Source organism: Bradyrhizobium sp. BWA-3-5 (assembly GCF_032917985.1).
In the GTDB taxonomy this organism is placed as follows: domain Bacteria; phylum Pseudomonadota; class Alphaproteobacteria; order Rhizobiales; family Xanthobacteraceae; genus Bradyrhizobium.
Window position 1 is genome coordinate 635274 of the sequence record NZ_CP136626.1, and the last position, 26343, is coordinate 661616.

Annotated in this window: 22 protein-coding genes and 1 pseudogene; 17 read left to right on the plus strand and 6 right to left on the minus strand. The window is 64.2% G+C overall.

What is annotated here, in order from left to right:
• Window positions 1–42 precede the first annotated feature (42 nt).
• Window positions 43–357: a hypothetical protein gene (locus tag RX331_RS02970; protein ID WP_317255170.1), complete on the minus strand. Its 315-nt coding sequence runs from the start codon at window positions 355–357 to the stop codon at window positions 43–45.
• A gap of 148 nt (window positions 358–505) precedes the next feature.
• Between RX331_RS02970 and ugpB the strand changes: the two genes are divergently transcribed.
• The 12 genes and pseudogenes from ugpB (at window position 506) to RX331_RS03030 (ending at window position 13371) form a co-directional block, all read left to right on the plus strand.
• Window positions 506–1882 carry a sn-glycerol-3-phosphate ABC transporter substrate-binding protein UgpB gene (gene ugpB / locus RX331_RS02975; RefSeq protein WP_410708095.1) on the plus strand — a complete coding sequence of 459 codons (1377 nt, stop codon included), beginning with the start codon at window positions 506–508 and terminating at the stop codon, window positions 1880–1882.
• Window positions 1883–2023: 141 nt separating this feature from the next.
• Window positions 2024–2977 carry an aminoglycoside 3'-phosphotransferase/choline kinase family protein gene (locus RX331_RS02980; protein WP_317255172.1) on the plus strand — a complete coding sequence of 318 codons (954 nt, stop codon included), beginning with the start codon at window positions 2024–2026 and terminating at the stop codon, window positions 2975–2977.
• 230 nt (window positions 2978–3207) lie between these two features.
• Window positions 3208–4830 (plus strand): ABC transporter substrate-binding protein, encoded by a 1623-nt coding sequence (locus RX331_RS02985; RefSeq protein WP_317255173.1) that lies wholly within the window; start codon window positions 3208–3210, stop codon window positions 4828–4830.
• Between the two features lie 302 nt (window positions 4831–5132).
• Window positions 5133–6146, plus strand: coding sequence for an ABC transporter permease (locus RX331_RS02990; protein ID WP_317255174.1), 1014 nt, complete (start codon window positions 5133–5135; stop codon window positions 6144–6146).
• Between the two features lie 9 nt (window positions 6147–6155).
• Complete coding sequence (locus RX331_RS02995; protein ID WP_317255175.1) at window positions 6156–7055, plus strand: ABC transporter permease; 900 nt, start codon at window positions 6156–6158, stop codon at window positions 7053–7055.
• A gap of 94 nt (window positions 7056–7149) precedes the next feature.
• Entirely contained in the window at window positions 7150–8967 is a 1818-nt protein-coding gene (locus RX331_RS03000) for an ABC transporter ATP-binding protein (protein ID WP_317255176.1), read from the plus strand.
• 105 nt (window positions 8968–9072) lie between these two features.
• Entirely contained in the window at window positions 9073–9255 is a 183-nt protein-coding gene (locus RX331_RS03005; RefSeq protein WP_317255177.1) for a DUF4089 domain-containing protein, read from the plus strand.
• A gap of 7 nt (window positions 9256–9262) precedes the next feature.
• Complete coding sequence (locus RX331_RS03010; protein WP_317255178.1) at window positions 9263–10660, plus strand: AtzE family amidohydrolase; 1398 nt, start codon at window positions 9263–9265, stop codon at window positions 10658–10660.
• A gap of 2 nt (window positions 10661–10662) precedes the next feature.
• On the plus strand, window positions 10663–11061 hold the full coding sequence (hpxZ, locus tag RX331_RS03015; protein ID WP_317255179.1) for an oxalurate catabolism protein HpxZ: 399 nt from the start codon (window positions 10663–10665) through the stop codon (window positions 11059–11061).
• The gene (locus RX331_RS03020) at window positions 11058–11762 is read left to right on the plus strand and encodes a GntR family transcriptional regulator (protein ID WP_317255180.1); all 705 of its coding nucleotides are present in this window, start codon (window positions 11058–11060) and stop codon (window positions 11760–11762) included. Before hpxZ ends, RX331_RS03020 begins: the two co-directional genes overlap by 4 nt.
• Window positions 11763–11861: 99 nt before the next feature.
• The gene (locus RX331_RS03025) at window positions 11862–12152 is read left to right on the plus strand and encodes a hypothetical protein (protein WP_317255181.1); all 291 of its coding nucleotides are present in this window, start codon (window positions 11862–11864) and stop codon (window positions 12150–12152) included.
• Window positions 12153–12170: 18 nt separating this feature from the next.
• Window positions 12171–13371 (plus strand): annotated as a pseudogene (locus RX331_RS03030) (urate hydroxylase PuuD).
• Window positions 13372–13391: 20 nt separating this feature from the next.
• Here the strand turns inward: RX331_RS03030 and atzF are convergent.
• Together atzF and RX331_RS03040 are read right to left on the minus strand one after the other, a co-directional pair.
• Entirely contained in the window at window positions 13392–15200 is a 1809-nt protein-coding gene (gene atzF / locus RX331_RS03035; RefSeq protein ID WP_317255182.1) for an allophanate hydrolase, read from the minus strand.
• A gap of 211 nt (window positions 15201–15411) precedes the next feature.
• On the minus strand, window positions 15412–15936 hold the full coding sequence (locus tag RX331_RS03040; protein ID WP_317257990.1) for a MarR family winged helix-turn-helix transcriptional regulator: 525 nt from the start codon (window positions 15934–15936) through the stop codon (window positions 15412–15414).
• Window positions 15937–16087: 151 nt separating this feature from the next.
• Here RX331_RS03040 and RX331_RS03045 point away from each other — a divergent pair, with 151 nt between their 5' ends.
• Window positions 16088–17941, plus strand: a complete 1854-nt coding sequence (locus tag RX331_RS03045) for a feruloyl-CoA synthase (RefSeq protein WP_317255183.1) — start codon at window positions 16088–16090, stop codon at window positions 17939–17941.
• Between the two features lie 7 nt (window positions 17942–17948).
• Here the strand turns inward: RX331_RS03045 and RX331_RS03050 are convergent, their stop codons facing one another.
• On the minus strand, window positions 17949–18350 hold the full coding sequence (locus RX331_RS03050) for a MarR family winged helix-turn-helix transcriptional regulator (RefSeq protein WP_317255184.1): 402 nt from the start codon (window positions 18348–18350) through the stop codon (window positions 17949–17951).
• A 228-nt stretch (window positions 18351–18578) separates the two neighbouring features.
• On the opposite strand from RX331_RS03050, the gene RX331_RS03055 reads away from it, so the two are divergent.
• Window positions 18579–19790: an ABC transporter substrate-binding protein gene (locus RX331_RS03055; protein ID WP_317255185.1), complete on the plus strand. Its 1212-nt coding sequence runs from the start codon at window positions 18579–18581 to the stop codon at window positions 19788–19790.
• Between the two features lie 228 nt (window positions 19791–20018).
• Here the strand turns inward: RX331_RS03055 and RX331_RS03060 are convergent, their stop codons facing one another.
• Entirely contained in the window at window positions 20019–20549 is a 531-nt protein-coding gene (locus tag RX331_RS03060; protein ID WP_317255186.1) for a MarR family winged helix-turn-helix transcriptional regulator, read from the minus strand.
• An 80-nt stretch (window positions 20550–20629) separates the two neighbouring features.
• Between RX331_RS03060 and RX331_RS03065 the strand changes: the two genes are divergently transcribed.
• The 3 genes from RX331_RS03065 (at window position 20630) to RX331_RS03075 (ending at window position 25038) form a co-directional block, all read left to right on the plus strand.
• Complete coding sequence (locus RX331_RS03065) at window positions 20630–21841, plus strand: cytochrome P450 (RefSeq protein ID WP_317255187.1); 1212 nt, start codon at window positions 20630–20632, stop codon at window positions 21839–21841.
• A 103-nt stretch (window positions 21842–21944) separates the two neighbouring features.
• Window positions 21945–23159 carry an ABC transporter substrate-binding protein gene (locus RX331_RS03070; protein WP_317255188.1) on the plus strand — a complete coding sequence of 405 codons (1215 nt, stop codon included), beginning with the start codon at window positions 21945–21947 and terminating at the stop codon, window positions 23157–23159.
• A gap of 202 nt (window positions 23160–23361) precedes the next feature.
• A complete protein-coding gene (locus RX331_RS03075; RefSeq protein ID WP_317255189.1) occupies window positions 23362–25038 on the plus strand; it encodes a tannase/feruloyl esterase family alpha/beta hydrolase in 1677 nt (558 codons plus the stop codon).
• A gap of 6 nt (window positions 25039–25044) precedes the next feature.
• Here the strand turns inward: RX331_RS03075 and RX331_RS03080 are convergent, their stop codons facing one another.
• Window positions 25045–26319, minus strand: coding sequence for an NAD(P)/FAD-dependent oxidoreductase (locus tag RX331_RS03080; RefSeq protein WP_317255190.1), 1275 nt, complete (start codon window positions 26317–26319; stop codon window positions 25045–25047).
• Window positions 26320–26343 lie beyond the last annotated feature (24 nt).

Sequence of the window (26343 nt, forward strand, 5' to 3'; positions counted from 1 at the left end):
TTGGCGGCCGTTCCCCTGTCTGCTGCTGTTGCGCTGCGCCGGTCAAATCCGCTCCGTCTTGTCAAAGCGCCAGACCAATAGCGGTGCGATCGTGCCGATCAATGCAACGATGGTACGGTCGGGGGTGGTCGCGCCGGTCCCGGTCGGTTCCTGTTCCGCGCTGGATTGGCCATGGGAACCGCCTTGGGGGTCGCCTTGGGGGTCCTGGGTGTGAAACCCGCGCGCAAAAGCGCCCGTTGAGACCGCCGCAAGCAACAGCGCAACAACAGGCACGAAGGTCCGCGAAAGGTTGGCGCGGCAATACACTGGCGACAATTCCCCTTCAGATGAAGTCTGCGCCGGGAACAAAAGGTTCAACGCATTTTTAGCAGAATTTACCGATGCTTGGCTATTGGCCGGCGTGACCGGCGGATAGGATGCCCAAGGTAAATTCGGCAATCCTCTACAATCTCAAATTGTGCATTGCGGTGATGCCGGCCGATTGAAACCGCAGGCAGGGGGATTTATGAGGGCGCGGCGAACAGGCGCGTCGCGCCTGCGCCAGAGCAGGGTAACGCCAGTGAAATTGGCCTTCAGATTCTTGCAAGTCATGGCGGTCGTAGCCGCGGCGCTGGCGTCTCCGGCGCAGGCCGCCACTGAGATCAATTGGTGGCACGCGATGTCGGGGGAACTCGGCAAGCACGTCGAGAAGCTGGCGGCCGATTTCAACGCATCGCAATCCGACTACCGGATCGTCCCGACCTACAAGGGCAACTATACCGAGACGGTGACGGCGGCGATCTTCGCCTTCCGGTCGCGCAGCCAGCCGGCGATCGTCCAGGTCAACGAGATCGCGACCGCGACCATGATGGCGGCCAAGGGCGCGATCTATCCGGTCTTCGAGCTGATGCGCGATCAATCCGAGCCGTTCTCGCCGGAGGCCTATCTACCGGCGGTAACAGGCTATTATGCCGACGTCGCCGGCAACATGCTCTCATTCCCGTTCAATGTCTCGACCCCGATCCTTTACTACAACAAGGATCTGTTCCGCGCAGCGGGCCTCGACGCGGAGGCGCCGCCGAAGACCTGGGCCGAGATTGGGGCTGCGGCAAAGCGCCTGCGCGCGTCCGGCTCGCCCTGCGGGCTGACCACGTCATGGCCTTCCTGGGTGCATGTCGAGAATTTTTCTGCGTTCCACAACCTGCCGCTGGCCACCCGCGGCAACGGTTTCAACGGGCTGGACGCGGAGCTGATTTTCAACAGGCCCGAGGTGGTGCGGCATGTCGCGCAGCTCGCCGAATGGCAGGCGACCAAGATTTTCGATTACAGCGGCCGCGGCCAGTCGGCCGAGCCGCGCTTTCAGAAGGGCGAATGCGCCATCTTCATCGGCTCGTCCGGAACGCGCGCGGACATCAAGGCCAATTCCAGATTCGAGGTCGGCTACGGCATGATCCCGTACCGGAGCGAAATCGCCGGCGCACCGCAAAACTCGATCATTGGCGGCGCCACGTTATGGGTGCTGCGCGACCGGCCGGCCGCCGAATATGCCGGTGTCGCCCGGTTCTTCGCCTATCTCTCCAAGCCGGAAGTGCAGGCCGCCTGGCACCAGAACACCGGCTATCTGCCGATCACCCGGGCCGCCTACAATCTCAGCCGCACGCAGGGCTTCTATGACCGCAATCCCGGCGCCGCGATCGGGATCGAGCAGCTCACCCTGAAGCCGCCGACCGAGAACTCGAAGGGGATCCGGCTTGGGTCGTTTGTGCTGATCCGCAATGTGATCGACGAAGAACTCGAGCACGTCTTCAGCGGCAAGCAGACCGCGCAGGCCGCCCTCGATCAGGCCGTCGAGCGCGGCAACCGCCTGCTGCGCCAGTTCGAGCGGGCTAATCCGGATCGGTAGTTTCATTCGGCCATTGGGGGTAACGACATATCCACCGTCATTGCGAGGAGCGAAGCGACGAAGCAATCTACCTCTCCGCTTGCGGCGCTATGGATTGCTTCGCTTCGCTCGCAATGACGGTGGATAGAGTTCGTCATTCCCATGTCCCCATCCCTTCCCCCCTTCACCGACTACGAATCCTTCCGCTCCTTTCGCGCCAACCCCGCGCAGTGGCTGCCGATCGCCCGCGATATCGCCCGCAGCCATGGCCTCGCATGCACCGCGCCGCACGTCTTCGCCACCGGCACCAACCTCGTCATGGCGCTCGACGAACATCACATCCTGAAGATTTTTCCGCCCATTCTTCGCCCGCAATTCGTCTCGGAGCAAAGCTCGCTCGCCCAGCTTCGCGGACGCCTTCGAATCGCGATCCCCGAAATCGTTGTGGAGGGGGAGCGCGACGGATGGCCCTATCTCGTCATAACGCGGCTACCGGGGGTACTCGGCGCGGATGCATGGCCGTCCTTGCCGGAAGCGGACAAGGAGGGCGTGCTTGCGGAGATCGGCGCGACCATTGCCGAGGTGCAGCGCGCACCGATCGGCCCGCTCGCCCGTATCGAGCCGGACTGGCCCACGTTCGTGCGTGGCCAAATCGCGGCGTGCCACGCCCGGCACGCGCGTCTCGGATTGCCGCAGAAATTTCTTGATGGGCTGGATGGATTGCTGCGCGATGCCACTGACCTCATTCCGCTCGACGCGGCGCCGGTGATCCTCATCGGCGAATACATCCCGGAGAATTTTCTGCTCAGGCGCGAGGCTGGCACCTGGCACCTCGCGGGGCTGTTCGACTTCGGCGACGTGATGGCCGGCTGGGGCGAATACGACCTGCTGGGACCCAGCGCCTTTATGACCGCGGGCCGGCCGCGGCGCGTCCGCAGCCTGTTCGATGGCTTCGGCTATTCGGGTGCCGATATCAATTTCGAGTTGAAGCGGCGGCTGATGGCGCTGATGATGCTGCACCAGGCCAGCGATCCGATCAGGCACATCTATATCGAGGGCTGGCAGCAGAAGGCCGCCAACCTCGAGGAATTGCAGGAGCTGCTCTGGCCAGTCTGAGCCGCGCCCAGCGAGCAAGCGTCCAAAGATTTCTGCCTACTTCGTGGGCAAATACGCCGCTTTGTATGCAAGCCGCCCGGCTCGTCGCGTCCCGTTCGAGGCCGGCGCAAGATAAAATACCTAGCCATATCAATCGATTGGCCTCGCCATAACCTTCTCTTAACGGTTGGCACAAACCTTGCGATTCCCTGTTCCAAGGCCGTTCCCCTCAGGCGTTTGGAGCATCACCCATGAAGCGTCGCGATTTCCTGAAATCAGTCTCGGGGCTGGCCGCGGCCGGCGCGCTGACGCCGGCACCGGCGATCTGGTCCGCCGCCAAGGCGGATGCGCGGTCGGAGACGCTGCTGATCGTCTCCGAGAGCGGGCCCAACAATCTCGACATCCACGGTGTCGGCACCAACGTGCCCGGCTATGAGGTGTCGTGGAATTGCTACGACCGGCTGATCACCCACGAGATGAAGACCGGCCCCGGCGGCGTGCCCTATTACGACCGCGACAAGTTCAAGCCCGAACTCGCCGAGGACATGAATGTTGGCGACATGTCGGTGACCTTCAAGCTGAAGAAGAATGCGAAATTCCATGACGGCGCGCCGGTTACCGCCAAGGACGTCAAGTGGTCGCTCGATCGCGCCGTCAGTGTCGGCGGCTTCCCGACCTTCCAGATGGGCGCGGGCTCACTGACCAAGACCGAGCAGTTCGTCATCGTCGACGACAACACGGTACGGATCGATTTCGCCAAGAAGGATCGCCTGACGCTTCCCGATCTCGCTGTCATCGTGCCCTGCGTGGTCAATTCGGAGCTGGTGAAGAAGAACGCCAGCGAGAAGGACCCCTGGGGCCTCGAATACACCAAGCAGCAGACCGCGGGCTCCGGCGCCTACAGAGTGACGAAGTGGACAGCCGGCACCGAAGTCGTCATGGAGCGCAACGACGCCTGGGCCGGCGGCCCCTTGCCGAAGGTCAAGCGCGTGATCTGGCGCATGGTGCCGCAGGCCGGCAACCGCCGTGCGCTGCTGGAGCGCGGCGACGCCGATATCTCCTACGATCTGCCGAATAAGGATTTCGTCGAGCTGAAGGACAGCGGCAAGCTCAACATCGTCTCGGTGCCGTATTCTAACGGCGTTCAGTATATCGGCATGAACGTCAAGATCGCGCCGTTCGACAACGTCAAGGTCCGCGAGGCCGTCGCCTGCGCGATTCCCTACCAGAAGATCATGGATGCGGTGCTGTTCGGCCTCGCCAAGCCGATGTTTGGCGCCGCGGCCGACAAGGCGACCGAAGTGGCATGGCCGCAGCCGACCAAATACGTCACCGACATCCCCAGGGCCAAGGCGCTGCTGGCGGAAGCCGGCTATCCTAACGGCTTTGAGACCACGCTGTCGTTCGACCTCGGCTTTGCCGGCGTCAATGAGCCGCTCTGCGTGCTGGTGCAGGAAAGCCTCGCGCAGATCGGCATCAAGACCACCATCAACAAGATCCCCGGCGCCAACTGGCGGACCGAGCTGAACAAGAAGGTGCTGCCGCTCTACACCAACGTGTTCTCCGGCTGGCTCGACTATCCCGAATACTTCTTCATCTGGTGCTACGACGGCAAGAATTCGATCTTCAACACCATGAGCTACCAATCCAAGGAGATGGACGGTTACATCGCCGGTGCCGTCGATGCCGCCGCGGTCGGCAACACCGCGAAATACGACAGCGACGTAAAGAGTTTTGTCGATCTCGCCTTCAAGGACATCCCGCGCATCCCGCTCTATCAACCCTACGTCAATGTCGCGATGCAGAAGAACGTATCCGGCTATCAGTATTGGTTCCACCGCCGGCTCGATTATCGCGCGCTGGTGAAGGCGTAATGTATCATGCGGCGTGCGGGCGAAACGCGGGCTTGTTCGACTCGTTCAATCAGTGAGGTACGAGATGCGGCGGCATCCGCACTGCGCCGCCTCTCCCGCTTGCGGGGGAGGGTTGGGGTGGGGGTGCTTCCGCATCGAGATTCCCTGCGTGGCGAGAGCCTCCACCCGCCGCGCTCTTGGAGCGCGTCGGCCTCCCCCGCAAGCGGGAGAGGCGAAGCGAGCCCGCGGCCAGTACTCGACTACTCCTCATGCGATTGCCCTGTCCTGCGGGGGAGAGGCGGGGAGCAAGCTGGGAGCGCATCATGCTGACTATGATCGGCAAGCGGCTGATGTTTGCGATCCCGTCGCTGATCGGGGTCGTCATCGTCACTTTCCTGCTGACGCGCGCGCTGCCCGGCGATCCCGCGGCCTATTTCGCCGGGCCCGCGGCCAGCAAGGAAGCCATCGAGCAGATCCGCAAGAAGCTCGGCTTCGACAAGCCGCTGGTCGAGCAGTTCTTCCGCTACACCAACGATCTTGCGCGTGGCGATTTCGGAACGTCGCTGACCACGGGCCAGCCGGTCGCCACCGAAATCCGTAACCGCCTGCCGGCCTCCGCCGAGCTGACGTTGCTCGGCCTCGTCATCTCGGTCGGCATCGCGATTCCGCTTGGCGTGCTTGCCGCGACGCGGCCGGGCTCCTGGATCGACCATCTCTGCCGTGTCACCACGACGGCCGGCGTATCGCTGCCGGTGTTCTTTACCGGCCTCGTCCTGGTCTATCTCTTTTACTTCAGGCTCGGCTGGTCGCCGGCGCCGCTCGGCCGGCTGGACGTGTTCTACAGCGCGCCGGCGCATGTCACCGGCTTCTATCTGTTCGACGCGCTGATCGCGCACGATTTCGAGACGTTCCGTTCGGCGCTGAGCCAGTTGATCCTGCCGGCGGCGACGCTCGCGATCTTCTCGCTGGCGCCGATCGCTCGCATGACGCGGGCCTCGATGCTGGCGGTGCTGGCCTCCGACTTCGTCCGCACCGCGCGTGCCTCCGGGTTGTCGCCGTCGACGGTGATCGTCACCTACGCGTTTCGCAATGCGATGCTGCCTGTCATCACCACGCTCAGCATGGTGTTCTCGTTCCTCCTTGGCGCGAACGTGCTGGTCGAAAAGGTGTTCGCCTGGCCCGGCATCGGCTCCTATGCGGTGGAAGCGCTGATCTCGTCGGACTTCGCGCCGGTGCAGGGGTTCGTGCTGACCATGGCCGTCATGTACGTGCTGCTCAACCTCGTCATCGACATTCTCTACGGCGTGATCGATCCGCGCGTGCGGCTGGAAGGGTGAGGTCGGAACATGAGTAGTGTCGCGCCTGCCGTCGAACCCGCCGCGCCCGCGCGGACGTCGGGCCTATCAGCAACCTTCGAGCACGTCCGCTACGTGCTCGGCGAGAACCGCGTCACGGCGTTCGCCTTCGGCCTTCTCGTCGTCATCCTGTTCGCCGCGATCTTCGGCCCCTACATCGTGCCCTACGATCCGCTCGCCAGTGACACGGCGGCAGCGCTGAAGCCGCCGTCTTCGGCGCACTGGTTCGGCACCGATCAACTCGGCCGCGATATCTTCAGCCGCGTCATTGTCGCCACCCGCCTCGACACCTTCATCGCCGTCGCCTCCGTGGCGCTGGTGTTCCTGATGGGCGGGCTCGCCGGCATCGCTGCCGGCTATTTCGGCGGCTGGACCGACCGCATCGTCGGGCGGGTCGCCGATACCATCATGGCGTTTCCGCTGTTTGTGCTGGCGATGGGCATCGTCGCGGCACTCGGCAACACCGTGCAGAACATCATCATCGCCACCGCGATCGTGAACTTCCCGCTCTATGCCCGCGTCGCCCGCGCTGAGGCCAATGTCCGCCGCAGCGCCGGCTTCGTGCAGGCGGCGCGGCTGTCCGGCAATGGCGAGCTTCGGATTTTGCTCGTGCACATCCTGCCCAACATCATGCCGATCATGATCGTGCAGATGTCGCTGACCATGGGCTACGCGATTCTGAATGCGGCCGGCCTCTCCTTCATTGGGCTCGGCGTGCGGCCGCCGACGGCGGAATGGGGCATCATGGTCGCGGAAGGCGCGACCTTCATGGTTTCAGGGGAATGGTGGATTGCGCTCTTCCCCGGCCTGGCGCTGATGATCGCGGTGTTCTGCTTCAATTTGCTCGGCGACGGCCTGCGCGACATCGTCGATCCGCAGCGGAGGACGTGATGGCTGGCGTCAGCTTTGCGCGCGGGAATAGGTCAGCGACGCTGACCGTTCTACTGTGCATGGGGTTGTTTTCGATATTTTTGCGGAGGTCGCCATGACGGCCCAGCCTCTGCTCGACGTCAGCGACCTCACGGTTGAATTCACCACCCGCCGCGGCATCGTCAAGGCGGTGCAGCACGTCAACATATCCGTCGCCAAGGGCGAGACGCTCGGCATCGTCGGCGAGTCCGGCTCCGGCAAGTCGGTGACCTCTTATGCTGTCATGCGGATTCTCGATCGCGCCGGCAAGATCGCCGAAGGCTCGGTGATGTTCTCCGGCATCGATGTCAAGGCCGCCAGCGAGAACGAGATGCGCGATCTGCGCGGCCGCGAAATCTCGATGATTTTCCAGAACCCGCGCGCGGCGCTCAATCCGATCCGGAAAGTGGGCGACCAGATCGAGGACGTGCTGCGCCAGCACGTGCAGACTGCCGCCAGCGACCGCGGTGAAAAGGCGATCGAGGCGCTGGAGCAGGTCAAGATCGCCCGTCCCCGCGAGCGCTATCACGCCTATCCGTTCGAGCTCTCCGGCGGCATGTGCCAGCGTGTCGTCATCGCGTTGGCGCTGGCCTGCAACCCGCAGCTCCTGATAGCGGACGAGCCGACCACCGGCCTCGACGTCACCACGCAGAAGGCGGTGATGGATTTGATCGTCGAGCTGACGAAGCGGCGGCACATGTCGACGATCCTGATCACCCACGACCTCGGCCTCGCCGCCGCCTATTGCGACCGCGTGGTGGTGATGGAAAAGGGCAGGGTAGTGGAGACCGCGAAGTCGGCGGATATCTTTGCCAGGCCCGAGCACCCCTATACGCGCAAGCTGATGCGCGCGACGCCGCGGCTCGGCGTGTCGCTGCGCGATCTCTTGCCGGAGGAGGACGCTTTAGCCTCTCCCCGCACGCGGGGAGAGGCCGACGCGCTGGGCAGCGCACTTGCGCGCCAGAGCGCGGCGGGTGAGGGGGACTCTCCGCGAGTGACGCTCGCGGAGGCAGCCCCTCACCCCGACCCTCTCCCCGTGAAGGACGGGGAGAGGGAGAAGGCGCCCCTACTCACCGTCGAAAAGCTGGTCAAGGAATATCCGCGCCAGGGTGCCAGCGTCGTCCTCACAAAACTGTTCTCCCGCAAGCCACCGGTGGAAGCCGAACTGTTCCGCGCCGTCGACGGCATCAGCTTCAGGGTCGGCCATGGCGAGAGCGTCGGCCTGGTCGGCGAATCCGGCTGTGGCAAGTCGACGACCTCGATGATGGTGATGAGGCTGTTGGACCAGACCTCCGGCCGCATCGCCTTCGACGGCGAGGAGATCGGCGCCATCATGCCGCAGGCCTTCGCGCGGCTGCCGCAGCGCAAGAGCATCCAGATGGTGTTCCAGGACCCGACCGACAGCCTCAACCCGCGCTTCACCGCCGCGCGCGCTATCGCCGATCCGATCCTGCAGCTCGGCGACATCAGGGGGCGCGATGCGCTGCGCGCCCGCTGTGAGGAGCTTGCCGGGCTGGTCGGCCTTCCCGTCAATTTGCTCGACCGCTTCCCGCATCAGCTATCTGGCGGACAAAAGGCCCGCGTCGGCATCGCGCGGGCGATTGCGCTGCATCCAAAGCTCGTGATCCTCGATGAGCCAACCGCCGCGCTCGACGTCTCCGTGCAAGCGGTCGTGCTCAACCTCTTGCAGGATCTGAAAGCGTCGATGGGCATGAGCTATTTGTTCGTGTCGCATGATCTGAATGTGGTGCGTTTGCTGTGCGATCGTGTCATCGTGATGCGAGCGGGGCGTATCGTCGAGCAAGGCTCGTCCGAGCGCGTGCTGGGCGATCCCCAGGACGCCTACACCAAGGAGTTGCTGACGGCGATTCCGCATCCGCCGTTGCCGGTCTAGCTGTCATGCCCGCGAAGGCGGGCATCCAGTACTCACTGATGCCGGTGGTTACTGGATCGCCCGGTCGAGCCGGGCGATGACAAGGAAGAGAGAAGGTAGAGTGAAATGGCCGACGACCATCTTGATAAGTACATCGATGCCGTCGCAACGGCGCTGGCGCTGCCGGTCGAAGACGCCTGGCGGCCTGCCGTGCGGGCGAACCTCGAAGTGTCGCTGAGGCTGGCGCGGCTGGTCGATGAATTCCCGCTGCCGGACGAGACCGAGCCGGCCAGCATTTACTCGGCTTGATATCGCCATGACCGTGAAGTCAGACGGACTGTCGGCCGAGCAGATCGCGCAATCGGTCACCGATCGCAAGCTTTCCGCGCTCGATGCGACCGAGGCCGCGCTTGCGCGGATCGCTGCGCATGATCGCGTGCTGAATTCCTTTACCGACGTCACAGCGGACCGCGCGCGGGCCACGGCGAAGGCGATCGATGCCAGGATCGCAGCAGGTGAAAAGGTCGGCCCGCTGGCCGGCGTTCCCTTCGCGGTGAAGAACCTGTTCGACGTGGAAGGCCTCGCCACCCGCGCCGGATCGAAGATCAACCGGGACCTCGCGCCATCGCCGCGTGACGCCACGCTGATCGAGCGGATGGAAGCGGCTGGCGCCGTGCTGGTCGGCGCGCTCAACATGGGCGAATACGCCTATGATTTCACCGGCGAGAACGTCCACGACGGCCCGTCTCGCAATCCGCACGATCCGACGCGGATGACCGGCGGCTCTTCCGGCGGCTCGGGCAGCGCCGTCGGCGGCGCGCTGGTGCCGATCGCGCTGGGCTCCGACACCAACGGATCGATCCGGGTGCCGTCCTCGTTCTGCGGCGTCTTTGGGCTGAAGCCGACCTATGGCCGGCTGTCGCGGGCGCGTTCGTTCCCCTTCGTCTCTAGCCTCGATCATCTCGGTCCGCTCGCGCGCAATGTTGGGGACCTTGCGCTGGCCTATGACGCCATGCAGGGGCCGGATGCCGATGATGCCGCTTGCACGGCGCGGCCCGTCGAGCCTGTCACGTCGCTGCTGGCAAAGGGCATTGACGGCCTGCGGGTTGCAGTGGCCGGCGGCTACTTTCAGAAGAACGTCTTTCCGGAAGCGATCGAAGCGGTTTCGCGGGTCGCGAAAGCGCTTCACGCTACGACGACGGTCGAACTGCCCGAGGCTGCGCGCGCCCGCGCCGCGGCCTATGTAATCACGACCACCGAAGGCGCCTCGCTGCATCTCGACCGCCTGCGCACGCGCCCCAATGATTTCGATCCGGCGGTGCGCGACCGCCTGATCGCCGGCGCCATGGTGCCAGCGCCGCTGGTCGATCGCGCGCAGAAATTCCGCCGCTGGTACCGCGCCAAAGTGCTGGAACTGTTCAGGTCGGTCGACGCGATCATTGCGCCGGCTACGCCCTGCGTCGCGCCGAAACTGGGTCAGGTCAATTTCGTGCTCGATGGCGTTGAATTGCCCGTGCGTGCCAATATCGGCATTCACACCCAGCCGATCTCGTTCATTGGGCTGCCTGTTGTCGCCGTGCCGGTGCCGCTGGAGCCGATGCCGATTGGCGTGCAGATCATCGCAGCGCCCTGGTGCGAAGATATCGCGCTACGGCTTGCGCATGCGCTGGAACAGATGGGTGTCGTGGCCGTGCCGGCGCCGAGAGGATTTTAAGGATGAAAATCGATCTTCCCGAGGTGCTCGCCGAAGTCACCGCGCAATTCCAGCGCTATGAGGCGGCGCTGGTGTCGAACGATGTCGCGGTGCTGGACGAACTGTTCCGCAATGCTCCCCACACGTTGCGCTATGGCATCGCGGAAAATCTCTACGGTTATGAAGCGATCATGGCGTTCCGCGCGGCGCGCTCGCCGGTCGGGCTGATGCGGCGGACCGACAAGACGGTCATCACGACCTATGGCCACGATACAGCGGTCGCCTCGACGCTGTTCTATCGCGACAATGCGCCGGGCCGGGTAGGACGGCAGATGCAGACCTGGGTACGGTTTCCCGAAGGTTGGAAGATCGTCGCCGCCCATGTCAGCATTATCGACGAGCCGAAAGGTCAAACGGCATGAGTCTGGACGATCTGCCGGAAACCGCAGTTCGCCGCGTCGATCGCCCGTCGGCGCAACGCGACAAGGTCACGCGCGCGGAGGAGCTGCGGCTGCAGCTTGCCGATGAGATCGTGCGCGGCGTGCTGGCGCCAGGATCGCCGCTCGACGAGACCGACATCGCGCGCCGCTTCTCGGTGTCCCGCACGCCGGTGCGCGAGGCGCTGCGTCAGCTCGTGGCGAGCGGCCTCGTCGAGGCCCGCGCCCATCGCGGCGCCGTGGTGGCGCAGCCCTCGCTCGACCGCCTGACGGAAATGTTCGAGGCGATGGCAGAGCTCGAAGCCCTGTGCGCCGGGCTCGCCGCTGAGCGGATGCCGCCGGCGGAACGCCAGAAGCTAGAGGCGATCCACGAGGAGCTGCGCGTGCTCAGCTATGCCGGCAATCCCGAGCGCTTCCACGAAGTCAACGAGCGTTTCCACAATGCGATCTATGCCGGTTCGCAGAACGGCTACATCGCCGAGATGACGCTGGCGACGCGGGTGCGGGTGCAGCCGTTCCGCCGCGCCCAGTTCCGCAACCTCGGCCGCCTCGCCAAGTCCCACGCCGAGCACGACCGCGTCGTCGTCGCCATCATGCGCGGCGACAAGGCCGGCGCCGCGGCGGCGATGCGCGCCCATATCGAGCTGGTGCGCGGCGAGTACGAGATTTACGCGGTGTCAGTGTAGTCGGTTGCCGGGACGAGTTGCTTTGGTCCGCGTCAACTCTCTGCGGAGCGGTCCGCGGTAAACATTTCCGGGCGAATGCAAAAAATCCGGGAAGGACCTATGACGAAGGCAATTCGGGATAAGGTTGAGGTCGCGCTGGAATATCCCGATAAATTCTATGTTGGCACCTTTGAACGCTCGTCGCGGTTCGAGGCGCATGTCGACGATAGCGGCATTGCCCTGGTGCTGGAACGCTCCGGCGAAGAAAGCAGCCGCAAATCGGTTCACATGCACATCAACTTCGGCCTCTTTGCCGACATACTGATCGAACTGGCTCGGACGGTCGATCGGATTCCGAAGGACGACGTTCTGCACCGAAGCGAGCTGACGCGTTGCCCTGAACGAGCTTGAAACCGCGCTCTCGCGATGATCTGGCAATCCATCATCACGCATTGGTTGAGCCTAAGCTTTCGTTGGCTGCATATCGTGGCTGCGATCGCATGGATCGGCAGTTCGTTCTATTTCATTCACCTCGACCTCAGCCTCAAGCCGAGCGGCGACCTTCCCGATGGCGTACAGGGCAGCGCCTGGCAGGTCCATGGCGGCGGCTTCTACCGGATCGTGAAATATCTCGTAGCGCCGCAGGCGATGCCAGACGAACTGACCTGGTTCAAGTGGGAAGCCTACACCACCTGGCTGTCCGGCGTCGCCCTGATGATCGTGGTCTACTATCTGGACGCCGATCTGTTCCTGATCGACAAATCGAACCTCGATCTCTCGCCGCTGCAGGCGGCGTTCGTCAGTGCCTGTAGCCTTGCCCTTGCGTGGATCCTCTACGATACGTCTTGCAAGACCGCTCTGGCCCGGAACGAATGGCAATTGGCGTTGGGCGGCTACCTGTTTCTGGTTGGCCTGACCTGGATCTTCACGCACGTCTTTAGCGGCCGTGGCGCCTTGAATCAGATCGGGGCGGTCGTCGGCACGATCATGGTGGCCAACGTTTTCCTGGTCATCATTCCCAATCAGAAGAAGATCGTTGCCGCGCTGCTTGCAGGAAAGCCGCCGGACCCTCGGCTCGGCAAGGCGAGCAAGCTTCGCTCGATTCACAACAACTACCTGACCCTGCCGGTGGTCGCGCTGATGATGAGCAATCACTATCCGCTCATCTTCGCCACACGCTATAACTGGCTGATTGTCGCGATCCTGTTGCTGCTTGGTCCCGTCATCAGGCATTTCTTCAACGCGCCACGCCGGGAAAAATTCTCCCGGGTGGGTCTGGATCGTCGCGGCGGCTGGCATGATCGCGATCGGCTGGCTTTCGGCGGCGGGGCCACCGGTCGCTGCGATAGGCGCGCTGCCCAAGACGCAACCGAGCTTTTCGGAAGTCGAAGAGATCGTGTTGTCACGATGCAGCATGTGCCACGCCAGGGAGCCGGTCTAGGCGTCGATCGCGACAGCTCCCAAGGCCGTCTTGCTGGATCGGCCGGAGCAGATTCAGCGCAATGCGAAGCTCATCGGTCGATCTGCAATATGGTCTATCGCCATGCCGCCGGGGAACGTCACCGAAATGACAGGTCAGGAGCGCGCGACCATCGCCGCATGGCTCGCAGGCGGCGCTTGCGGCAATTAGCCGAACGGCAGCCGCCGCTGTTATTTTCCCGTCTTCTCCGCCATGAACGCGCGCCAGCCACCGTATGATGAAATGTCGCGCGCGCCATTGATCGCTGCGGGTTCTGCGAGAAAGCCCTTCACGCCTCTCCCGTCAGCAAGCCGTATCGTGCCGATCCCGAGTGGCGGCGGGATCGCGGCCACGAATTTTCCGAACGAAGCCGCTGACAGCGCCCATAGCTCCAGCTTGATCGTGCTTCCGCTGCCCGCGTCCACGCGCAGCATGCCGGGTTTTGGCGGCGTGGTATCGAGCGCGTAGAGCTTGTAGTCAGGTGCGGTTTCGGTCGCCTCGATCAGGCGGGCGCCGAGCGCCTGTAACTCGCCGTTGAGCGCCATGCCCGAAAGATGCGCGCCGACCACGGCGATGGTGATCTCGTCGCCATCAGTCGCTGCTGGCAGCGCAGCAAGCGGCGGCTGCGCCAATCCTGTGGCGCCAATTTTCAGTTGGGTATCGGCATGGAACACCCGCCCGATGCTGGCGAGCTCGGCGTCGCGGCCGGCGCGCGCGAGCAGCGTGATGCCGAACGGGATGCCGTCGTCGCGCATCGCAGCCGGCAACGCCAGCCCGCAGAGATCGAGCAAATTGACGAAATTGGTGTAGGTGCCGAGCCTGGAGTTGAGCTCGAGCGGATTGGCCAGCACCTGCGCGGTCGAATAGGCGGTCGGCGCCGTCGGCAGCACCATCGCGTCGAAATGGGCAAATGCTCGCTCGGCGGCGCGGCGCAGCGCCTGCAGGCGATAGAGCGAGGCAAACGTGTCGGCCGCCGTCAGTCGCGCGCCGGCTGCGGTGATCTCGCGCGTCACCGGATGGATCGCGTCCGGCGCGGAAGCCAAGAGATCGCGGATCACGAGATAACGTTCGGCAACCCACGGTCCCTCATAGAGCAGCTGCGCGGCCTCGTAAAACGGTTCGAGGTCGAACTCGACCGGCGTGGCGCCGAGCTGCGTCCAGCGCTTGATCGCCGCGTCATAGGCTTTCTCGGCAGCGCGGTCGCCGAAGAAGATCAACTGGCCGTTGCCGGGAACGCCGAGCCGGAGCTTTCCAGGAAACGCCGATAGTGCGCCGAGCGGCCGGTCACGGGAATAGGGATCGGCGCCATCAGGGCCGGCCATGGCGGTCAGCGCCGTCATCGCATCGTCGACGGTGAGCGAGAATACCGAGATGCAATCCAGCGTGCGGCAGGCCGGCACCAGGCCGGCGTTGGAGATCAGCCCGAGGCTCGGCTTCAGCCCGACGATGTTGTTGAGCATCGCCGGCACGCGGCCCGAGCCCGCGGTATCGGTGCCGAGCGCGAGCGGCACGAGGCCGGCGGAAACCGCGACCGCCGAGCCCGAGCTCGATCCGCCCGGAACGAGATCGCTGCGGATCGGATTGACGGGAATGCCATAGGGCGAGCGGACGCCGACGAGGCCGGTTGCGAACTGGTCGAGATTGGTCTTGCCGATGATGATCGCGCCCGCCGCGCGCAGCTTGGCGACCGCCGTCGAATCCTGCGCAGGTGAGTAGGAAAAGGCCGGGCAGGCCGCCGTGGTCGGCAGGCCCTGCGCATCGATATTGTCCTTGACCGCGACGGGAACGCCGAACAGCGGCAGCGCGTGCGCATCCTTTGAAGCCAGCGCCTCGGCCTCGCCGAGCGCTTCCTTCTCGTTGCGCAGGCTGATGAAGATGGCGGGATCGTTGTGGTCGCGGATGCGCTGGTAGGAGCGGGCGACGGTCTCTGCCGGCGTGAGCGTGCCGGCGCGGTGCGCGGCAACGATGGCGGCAATTGTTTCGGGCGCGTCGGACCCCATGGCGGGCAAAACTCCAGCGGGCAAAGGTTACCCGCATTGAAGCAAGCGATGTGCCATTGTGTACAATGGCCATGTCGGGTCAGGATCTGATGATAGCTACGTAATTTCAGAAGCTTAAAGCGCCGGCGCGTAGCTTCGGCCAGTCCGCCGTCGCCGAGTATTTGCATAAAAATTAGGCGGCTGGGCTTTTCGGCGAGGCGGGCCGCCCCGGTCAGGTGAACGCCGAAAGGATCTGAAGCAGCTTCTCCCGGTTCGCCTTGCCGATCTTCTCGGCCACATGCCGCTCATGCTCGGCGGCGAGCCGCTTGAACTGGGCCAGCGCCGTCTTGCCGCGCGCCGTCAGGTGCAGGGCATGGGAGCGGCGATCCGTGGCCGAGCGGATGCGGGCGACGAGGTCGCGGCGTTCGAGGCTGTCGAGCAGGTGCACCAGACGGGCGCGCTCGATCCCGAGCCGTTTTGCAACGGCCATTTGGCTCAGGCCGGGATTGGCGCCGATCACGGTCATCACCGAATACTGCGTCGGGCGGATATCGACGGTGGCGAGCGTGCGAATGAAATCCTGAAAAATCCAGATCTGGAAGCGCCGCACCGCGTAACCGGCGTGACCGGCCAACGCGTCGAGGCCGATCTCATCGTCGAGGTTCGCACCGCCATTGGCTGCCTGCTTCCGCCCGCGCGGCGGCCTCGCGCTGGTTCGCGACCTGCCTGATCTGAACACCTGTGCGCTTCCCGTCATCATCGACGCTTCTAGCGCGTCGCCGTCCCGATGGGAAGATTGTTGTTGACGACAACAATTGTTGTGCTCAACATTAGTGCCAAGCAGCCCTTCGAGCTGCAGGCCGGCGTGTGCGCGGCGATCGGCGAACCAGCCGGGACAGGAGGAAATCATGGCCATCGCCGCCATCAGCGATGACAAGCTGTTCGCGACTCCCGCGATCGTCGCCGATCGCCGCGCCGACGGCAGCATTCTGGTGAGGTCGACCACGCCGCTGCACGAAAGCGCACGCTGCATCGGCGACTGGCTGGAGCATTGGGCGCGGCTGGCGCCGGAACGCATCTTCCTTGCCGACCGCGCCAGCGCCGATGCGCCGTGGTCGATGGTCACCTACAAGGACGCGTTGAAGCAGGTGCGCGGCGCGGCCGCCTGGATCCTCGCGCAAGGCCTGAGCGCGGAGCGGCCGCTCGTCATCCTCTCCGATAACAGCGTCGAGCATGCGCTTTTTGCGCTCGCCGCCCAGCATGTCGGCGTGCCCTCGGCCGCGGTCTCGCCGGCCTATTCGCTTATGTCGAGGGATTTCGACAAGCTCAAGAGCATGATCAGCCTGCTAGGGCCCGGCGCGATCTATGTCTCCGCCGTCAAGCCGTTTGCCGCGGCGCTGGCGACGATCAAGCCGCTGCATTCGGCGACCATCGTCAGCGGCACTGCGGACGACAGCGAAACAATTTCTTTCCGCACCGTCGCGGCGACGCCGGAAACGGACGATGTCGAAAATGCCTTCGCCGCGATCACGCCCGACACGATCGCAAAATTCCTGTTCACCTCGGGGTCGACAGGCACGCCCAAGGCCGTGATCAACACCCAGCGCATGCTGACCTCGAGCCAGCAGGCCAAGGCGCAAACCTGGACATTCCTCGAAGATATCGGCGACCAGCTCGTGATCCTCGACTGGCTGCCCTGGAGCCACACCTTCGGCGCCAACCACAATTTCAATCTGGTGCTGCGTAATGGCGGCACGCTCTATGTTGACGGCGGCAAGCCGGCGCCCGGCCTGTTCGCGACCTCGCTCGCCAATCTCCGCAGCGTGATGCCGACGGTCTATTTCAACGTGCCGCGCGGCTTTGACATGCTGATCTCAGCGCTGCGGAGCGATGACGAGTTGCGAAAGAAGTTTTTCGGCGAAGTGAAGTTCGCCTTCTACGCCGGCGCAGCGCTCCCGCAGAATCTCTGGGATGCGTTGGAAGAGTTGTCGATCAAAACAGTGGGACGCGCGCTGCCGATGGTCTCGGCCTGGGGCTCGACCGAGACCTCGCCGCTCGCCACCGACTGTCATTTCCAGGCGAGGCGTTCCGGCAATATCGGCGTGCCGATCCCGGGGACCGAGCTGAAGCTGGTGCCGTGGGGCGACAAGCTGGAGGTGCGCGTGCGCGGGCCGAATGTCACGCCAGGCTATTGGAAGGCGCCGGAACTGACGGCCCAGGCGTTCGACACCGAAGGTTTTTATCTGATCGGCGATGCCGTCACCTTTGCCGATCCGGATCGTCTCGAGCTCGGACTGTTCTTCGATGGCCGCGTTGCCGAGGATTTCAAGCTCAATTCCGGCACCTGGGTCAGCGTCGGTACGCTGCGTGTCGCCGGCGTCGCGGCGCTGGCGCCGCTGGCGCAGGACATCGTGGTGGCCGGCCATGGCGGGGATGAGGTGCGTTTCCTGGTCTTCCCGAACATCGCCGCCTGCCGGGCCCATGCCGGCCTGCCTGATCAGGCCGATGTGAAGGACGTCATCGGCCACGACAAAGTTCGCGGCGCGATTGCGCATGGCCTTGCGAGATTGAAGGCGCAGAGCGGCAACTCGTCGGGGCATGCGACTCGCGCGCTGCTGCTCGCCGAGCCCGCCTCCGTCGACGGTGGTGAGATCACCGACAAGGGCTACATCAACCAGCGCGCGGTGCTGACGCGGCGCGCCGACGCGGTGGCCGTGCTGGATGACGATTCATCGTCCGAATGGATCGGCTGCGCCGGCTGAGAGAGGCTCAGATGCCGTTCCGGTGTGCCTCGACCAGTCGCACCAACATCTGGAGAAAGGCCGCCTGTTCGGATTTGCTGAGCGCCGAAAGTGTCCGCGCGTTAAAATTCTGGCCGAGCCGGCTGGCCTCGTCGGCGCGTCGCTCACCGGCCGCACTGAGGCTGAGTTCAACCGCACGGCGGTCCCGCGCCGAGCGCTTGCGCTTGAGAATGCCGGTCTCCTCCATCCGGGCGAGGATCTTCACCAGATTGGGCAGCTGCATTTTCAGGACGGCGGCAAGCTCGCTCTGCGTCACCGTCTTGTTGTCTCGGACCACGATGAGGATGGCGTATTCGAGCGGCGAGAGTTTCAGCGATTCGAAATACGGATAAAACGCTTCGAAATTCTGCAGTTGCAGAATCCGGATCATGAATCCGGGAGTCTCCTGGAGTGCGCTGAGATCGAGCTCCCGGGGCCTATCCGGCTCGGCCGCTTTCGCTGCCCCATTGCCGCTCCGTGTCGAGACTTTGCCGATTCTACCCATGGGCCATAGCTCGCATGCCGCCATGTGAATTGACAATCCTCAAAATAGTTATAAATTATAAGTAATACAGAAGCGGTCGCGAAGGCCCGCCATATTTCATGCAGGAGGGAGCGCATGCGACAGTCTTTTGGTCTGGGAATGCTCGTGGCCGCGCTCGGCGGCATGTTCGCCGGCGCGGCTCACGCCCAGGACCGCGTTCGGATCGGCGTGCTCAACGACCAGTCAGGCGTGTTTTCGACCTATCAGGGCGTCGGGTCGGTCATCGCGGCGCAGATGGCCGTGGAGGATTATGGTGGCAAGGCCGCCGGCAAGCCGATTGACGTCATCACCGCCGACCACCAGAACAAGACCGACGTCGGCGTCGGCATTGCGCGGCGCTGGTACGACACCGAAAATATCGACGCTGTCTTCGACCTGCCGAACTCGGCGATTGCGCTCGCGGTTGCAGCGATGAGCGAGCAGAAGAACAAGGTCTTCATCGGCTCTGGCGCCGGCACCGCGCTGCTTACAGGCGAGAAATGCACGCCGAACACCGTGCACTGGACCTACGACACCTATGCCTATGGGCGAGGCCTCGGCAAAGCCGTGGTGGCGCAGGGCGGCAAGAAATGGTTCTTTCTGACCGCCGATTATGCCTTTGGCCATGACCTGGAGAAGCAGGCGATGGAGGGCGTCAAGGCCTCCGGCGGCGCGGTGCTCGGCGCCGTACGCCATCCGCTCGGCACGGCCGATTATGCCTCGTTCCTGCTGCAGGCGCAGGCCTCCGGCGCCGACATTGTCGGCGTCGCCAATGCAGGCGACGACACCATCACCTCGATCAAGCAGGCGGCGGAGTTCGGGCTGACGCAAAAGCAGAAGCTGGTCGGCCTGATCCTCGGCATGAACGGCATTCCCGCGTTGGGGCTGAAGGCGGCGCAGGGCGCGCAGATCATGAATCCGTTCTACTGGGATCTGAACGACGGCACCCGCGCCTTCGCAAAACGGTTCGCCGAACGCCATCCGCAGCAGAATTATCCGAACGACATGCAGGCCGGCGTCTATGCCTCCGTGCTGCATTACCTGAAGGCGGTCGACAAGGTCGGCGGCGCCACTGACGGCAAGGCCGTGGTCGCTGCCATGAAGGCGATACCGACCGACGATCCGCTGTTCGGCAAGGGCACCATCCGTGCCGACGGGCGCAAGATTCACCCCCTCTATCTGCTCGAAGTGAAGAAACCGGACGAATCCACGTCGAAATGGGATCTGCTCAAGGTCGTCGCGACGATTCCCGGAGATCAGGCGTTCCGTCCCGAGAGCGAAGGCAACTGCCCGCTGGTCAAGAAATGATGTAATTTCCGCGAGCGGCCAGTGGGCGGCTCGCGGAACCTCGTCGAGGTGGTCTGTGGTTTATGTTGCCAAGGCAACTAATTTATGTAAGCCTGTCCTCATCAAAGCGACCCTCTCGAAGAGCACGGAGAGTGCCTGGGCCGCATGAGGGAGAGACGGATGTTCGGACGGCGGGATCGTCACGACGCATTGCGTCGCTGCGCTAGTGCGGCGGCCAGCGCGGGCCGCTCAGGCCCGGTCGTCGATTTCGCCGGCGCCCTTCACGGCATCGAGATTGCCGTGCACCCGCAGCAGCAGCGCGATCAGCGTCTCGCGTTCCGGCTTGCTCAGGCAGGAGAGCAGGCGCCGCTCTCGTTCGAGCGCGACCGCGATCACCTGGTCATGGGTGGTGTAGCCCTTTGCGGTCAGCGAGATCGAATGGGTGCGCCCGTCCTGCCGGTCGGCACGAATGTTGACCAGCCCGCGCTCCTCCATGCCTGCCAGGGTGCGGCTCACCGGACCCTTATCGAAGCCGATCACATGGCAGATGCGGGCCGCCGAAATTTCCGGCTCGATCGCGAGCAGCGACAGGATCCGCCACTCCGTGACGTTGACCCCGAAACGCTTCTGATAGACCACGGTCGCGCTGCGCGACAGTTTGTTGGCGATGAAGGTGATGAGCGCCGGGACGTAGCGGTCGAGGTCGAGCACCTGTTCGGCGCGTCCGCTCCTGCCTGCCGTGCCCGCGCGAGGCGCGCGCGCCTGTCTGTTCTTGCTCATGCTCTTCCGAAGCCGCTCCAGCCTTTCAGACATAGAGACAGCGCACGCCGCTCTGCAAGAACATTATGTAGGAGACCCGCATGAGCGCCACACAGAAACCTGCGCCGGCAGGCGTCCCGAGCCTCGACGTCGACCCGTTCTCGACCGAATTCTTCGAGGACCCGCACGCGATCCACCAGGTGCTGCGCGAGGCGGGGCCGGTGGTGTGGCTCGACAAATGGAGCGTCTATGGCGTGGCGCGCCATGCCGAGGTGCACGCCGTCCTCAACGATCCCCTCACATTCTGTTCGAGCCGCGGCGTCGGCCTCAGCGATTTTGCCAAGGAAAAGCCGTGGCGGCCGCAAAGCATCATCCTCGAGGCGGATCCGCCGGCGCATACCCGCACGCGCGCGGTGCTGAACCTGGTGCTGTCGGCCAGCGCCATGAAGCCGCTGCGCGGCCACTTCACAGCCTTGGCCGAAGCCAAGGTCGATGAGCTGATTTCGCGCGGCAGCTTTGATGCCATCCCCGATCTTGCGGAAGCCTATCCCCTGTCGGTCTTCCCCGATGCCCTCGGACTGAAACAGGAGGGGCGGGAGAACCTGTTGCCCTATGCCAGCCTGGTGTTCAACGCATTCGGTCCGCCGAACCAGCTTCGCCAGGAGGCGATTGAGCGCTCGGCGCCGCATCAGGCCTATGTCGCCGAACAATGCCAGCGCGAGAATCTCGCCCCCGGCGGTTTTGGCGCCTGCATCCATGCCCGCGCCGATGCCGGCGATATCACCCATGAGGAAGCGCCGCTTTTGGTGCGTTCGCTGCTGTCGGCCGGGCTCGACACCACCGTCTATGGCATCGGCGCCGCCGTCTATTGTCTGGCGCGCTTTCCCGAGCAGCTGGCGAAGCTGCGCAGCGATCCCACGCTGGCGCGCAACGCCTTCGAGGAGGCGATCCGCTTCGAAAGCCCGGTGCAGACCTTCTTCCGCACCACCACGCGTCAGGTCGAGCTCGGCGGGCATGTGATCGGTGAGGGCGAGAAAGTCTTGATGTTCCTCGGGGCCGCGAACCGTGATCCGCGCCGCTGGGAAAACCCCGATCATTACGACATCACCCGCCGCACCTCGGGCCATGTTGGCTACGGCTCGGGCATTCACATGTGCGTCGGCCAGCTTGTCGCCCGCCTCGAAGGCGAAGTGATGATGGCGGCGATCGCCCGCAGGGTCGTCAGCATCGAGATCACCGGGCCCGTCAAGCGCCGTTACAACAATACACTGCGCGGCCTGGACAGTCTTCCAATCACCATTTCGGCCGCCTGATACAAAGCCGGTATCTGATCGGCGATTGCAGCGGCGCGTCGCGCCAACCGGTAAACCCGGCGAAAGTCCGGGAACGCCAAAGTCAACATCGGAGGAGAAGACAATGCGGGGTTTAGGGTTGGGTCTGGCGCTTGCCGTGTCTTGCGCGATGACGGCTGCAGCGCGTGCCGAGATTTCCGATAACGTCGTGCGCGTCGGCGTGCTCAACGACATCTCCGGCATCTTCCAGGATACCAACGGCATGGGCTCGGTGGAGGCCGCGCGCATGGCGGCGGAAGATTTTGGTGGCGGTGGCAAGGGCATCAAGGTCGAGATCGTCTATGCCGACCACCAGAACAAGGCCGACGTGGGATCGGCGATCGTGCGCAAATGGCTCGATGTCGACGGCGTCGATGCCGTGGTCGATGTGCCGAACTCCGCGGTCGGTCTCACCATCAATTCGCTGCTGCGCGACAGCCGCATGACGTTCCTGGCGTCGTCGACGGCGAGTTCCGATCTGACAGGCAAGGCCTGCTCACCCAACACCATCCAATGGGTCAACGACGCCTGGGCGACCGGCAATTCGACGGCGGCGGCGATGATGGCGCGCGGCGGCAAGGAATGGTTCTTCATCACCGTGAATTTCGCGCTAGGCCAGGGCATCGAGGCCGAGGCCACCAATTACATCGAAAGGCACGGCGGCAAGGTGCTGGGCTCGGCAAAACATCCGCTCAACACGCCGGATTTTGCCTCGCTGCTGCTGCAGGCGCAGAATTCCAAGGCCAAGGTGATCGGGCTCGCCAATGCCGGCGGCGACACCGTCAACGCCGTGAAGCAGGCGGCCGAGTTCGGGCTGCAGCAGAGCGGCCAGAGCATGGTGGCGTTCCTGCTGTTTATCAACGACATCCACGGCATGGGGCTGAAGGTCGGCCAGGGGCTGCAGCTGTTCGAGGCCTTCTACTGGGATATGGACGACGACACCCGCGCCTTCGCCAAGCGTTTTGGAGCGCGTCCCGGCATGAACGGCAAGATGCCGAGCGGCAACCAGGCCGGCGTCTACGCTTCGACCTTAGCCTATCTCAACGCTGTGGCCGCGACCGGCAGCGATCACGCCAAGGACGTGGTGCCGCAGATGAAGAAGTTCAGGGGCAAGGACAAATTGTTCGGCGACGTCACCATCCGCCAGGATGGCCGCGTCGTTCACCCGATGTACCTGTTCGAGGTGAAGAAGCCGGAGGAATCAAAGTACCCTTACGATTACTACAAGCTGGTTTCGACCATTTCCGCCGACCAGGCCTTTCGCCCGCTCGCCGACGGCGGCTGCGCGCTGGTGAAGTGAGGTCGCCGCATGATTTTCATTTCGCCATGCCCGGGGCTTGTCCCGGGCATGACGAGTTTGTGGACTGATCCCGGGCACACCAGACCAACACAAGGGCGCGAGGTCCGCTCAGCCCAAATTGATTTCGATTGACGCCTGCGTGCCGTACATCATTGTAAGCCTGAGAGCCGGCACAACGCGGCTGTGATTGCGGGGGACAACAATGCGACGGATCAGGTCTAGCACGCGTACTTCGATCCCTTTGGCATTGCTGACGCTTGCGACCTCGCTCATTGCCACAGAAGCGACCGCCGCGAAGATAACCGGCGATGCCGCGGCGACATGCAGCGGCCTGGTCGGAGCGGGCGACAACGCCGTAAAGATCGATTCCGCCAGCATCGTTGCGCCATCGCCGCTCGCGGTCGCCGAGAAAGGGCCGACGCCGGCGGCGCGCGTCACGCCGGCCAATCCGGAATTCTGCAAGGTACTCGGCCACATCGCACCGTCCGATCCCGCTGCGCCGCCGATCAAATTCCAGGTGAATCTGCCGCTCGAATGGAACGGCCGCTCGCTGCAATATGGCGGCGGCGGCTTCAATGGGGTGCTGATCACTGGGCTCGCCTTGCCGCCGGCCTATCCGTTCGGCGCGCCATCGCCGCTGGCGCGCGGTTTTGTCACCTACGGCACCGACTCCGGCCACGAGACCAAACCGGGCGAGCCGCCGCAACTCTTTGCGCTCAACGACGAGGCGTTCGAAAATTTTGCGCATCGCTCCTACAAGCGCGTGCGCGATGCCGCGGTCGCGTTGATGGTGCGCGCTTACGGCAATCCGCCGACAAAACTCTATTTCATGGGATCGTCGGAGGGCGGCCGCGAGGCGCTGACCATGGCGCAGCGCTATCCCGATGATTTCGACGGCATCTTCGCCCGTGTGCCCGTCATCAACTGGGTCGGCCTGCAGCATGCCGGGACGAAGTCGGGCCTCGCCACGATGGGTGAGGGCTGGATACGTCCGGCGCAGGTCGACCTCGTCGCCAAGGCGGTGCTCAAGGCCTGCGACAAGGCTGATGGCGCCGAGGACATGCTGGTTCTCGATCCGGTCGGCTGCAAGGCGAAATTCCGCGTGGAAGAGCTGCGCTGCGCCGCCGGCCAGAGCGGCGATCAGTGTTTGACCGAACCGCAGATCGCGGCGATCAAGACGCTGCATGGGACGTACAAATTCTCCTTCACGCTCGAGAACGGTCTCGATGACTATCCGGGCTGGGGCGTCTCCGGCGAAAATACTCCGGCGTTCGGCCCGACCGGCGGCTGGAACGCCTGGTGGCTCGGCAAGGCCGCGCCGGTGCAGCCGCCGGCGCCAAACAACGGCATCGCCTGGATCTATGGCGCGGGCGGCATTCAATACGTCTTCGCGCGCGATCCGAAGCTCGACGTTACGACCTACAAGCCCGACGATCACAAGGAGCGGTTGCTGCAGGTGTCGCGCTTGATGGATTCGACCGACCCGGACCTCGGCCGTTTTGCCGCGCGCGGCGGCCGGCTCGTCATTCTCGAAAACATGGCCGACTACGCCCAGAGCCCCTATGCCGGCATCCGCTATTTCGAGAACGTACAGCGCAAGCTCGGCACGGAGAAGGTGGCGGAGTTCGCCCGGCTCTACACGGCGCCCGGCGTCGATCATGTCGGCTCGGGCGCACCAGCCAATGTCGACATCCTGGCGGTGCTGGTCGACTGGGTCGAGCATGGCAAGGCGCCCGGCGATCTCGAAGTGACCGAGCAGCGGCTCGACACGCCGGCGTTCGAGACAACGCGCTCGCTGCCACTGTGCCAGTGGCCGGCATGGCCGCACTATAAATCGGGACCGGTCGATCGCGCCGCGAGCTTTACCTGCGCGCCGTAGAGAAGGCTACCCCGTCACCTTGCTCGATCCCTGCGTGATCAGCCGCGCGGCGCGCTGGTCGCGGGCGTGAATCCACAGCCAGCTTAGCGCGACGCTGAGCCGGTTGCGCAGGCCGATCAGGAAGTAGATGTGGGCGATGCCCCAGATCCACCAGGCAAGATTGCCGCGTAGCTTCATCCAGCCGAAATCGATCACGGCCTTCTTTTTGCCGATCTGCGCGAGGCTGCCGGCGTGCTTGTATTTGAACGGGGGCAGCGTGCTGCCGTTGAGGCGCGCCTTGATCAGCGCCGCCACATAGCGTCCCTGCTGCTTGGCCGCGGGCGCGATGCCGGGCACCGGGTTGCCGTCAGGACCTGCGATCGTCACGGTGTCGCCGATCGCGAACACATCGGGATGGCCCGGCACGGTCAGATCAGGCTCGACCTTCAGCCGATAGGCGCGGTCGGCCGGCGCATTCATCCATTCCGCCGCGCGCGAGGCGCGCACGCCGGCGGCCCAGACGATCGTCCTGGCCTCCAGCTTCTTGCCGCCATAGACGACGCCATCGATGGCGCATTCGGTGACGGGCTGGCCCAGCACCACCTCGACGCCGAGTTCCTCCAGCGACCGCTGCGCGTAGGCGGAGAGATCCTCGGGAAATCCCGCGAGCACGCGCGGCCCGGCCTCGACCAGCACGACGCGGGTCTTGTGGGTGTCGATGTTGCGGAAGTCCGGCGGCAGCGTGTCCTTGGCGAGGTCGGCGATGGTGCCGGCCATTTCGACGCCCGTCGGGCCGGCGCCGATGATGACGAAGGTGAGCAGCGCCGCGCGCCGGACAGGATCGGTCTCGCGTTCGGCGCGCTCGAAGGCGACGAGGATACGCCGCCGCAACGTGGTGGCATCCTCCAGCGTCTTCAGGCCGGGCGCGAACGGCTCCCATTCGTCATGGCCGAAATAGGCGTGGCGGGCGCCGGTGGCGAGCACCAGGGTGTCGTAGGGAATAGTTTCGCCGTCTTCCAGCAACACGCGCTTACCGGCCGTATCGATGCCGTTCACATTGGCGAACAGCGTCGTCACCTCCTTGCGGTCGCGCAGGAGGTAACGTACCGGCCAAGCGATTTCCGACGTCGCCAATGAGGCGGTCGCAACCTGATAGAGCAGCGGCTGGAACAGATGATGGTTGCGGCGATCGATCAGCGTGATTTTTACCGGCGCGCCGGCGAGGCCGAAGGCGGTTTCCAGCCCGCCGAAACCGGCCCCGACGATCACCACGTGATGAGGTTGTTGCGGCGTTGTCGTCATGCGATGCGGCCCTGGTCTATGAAT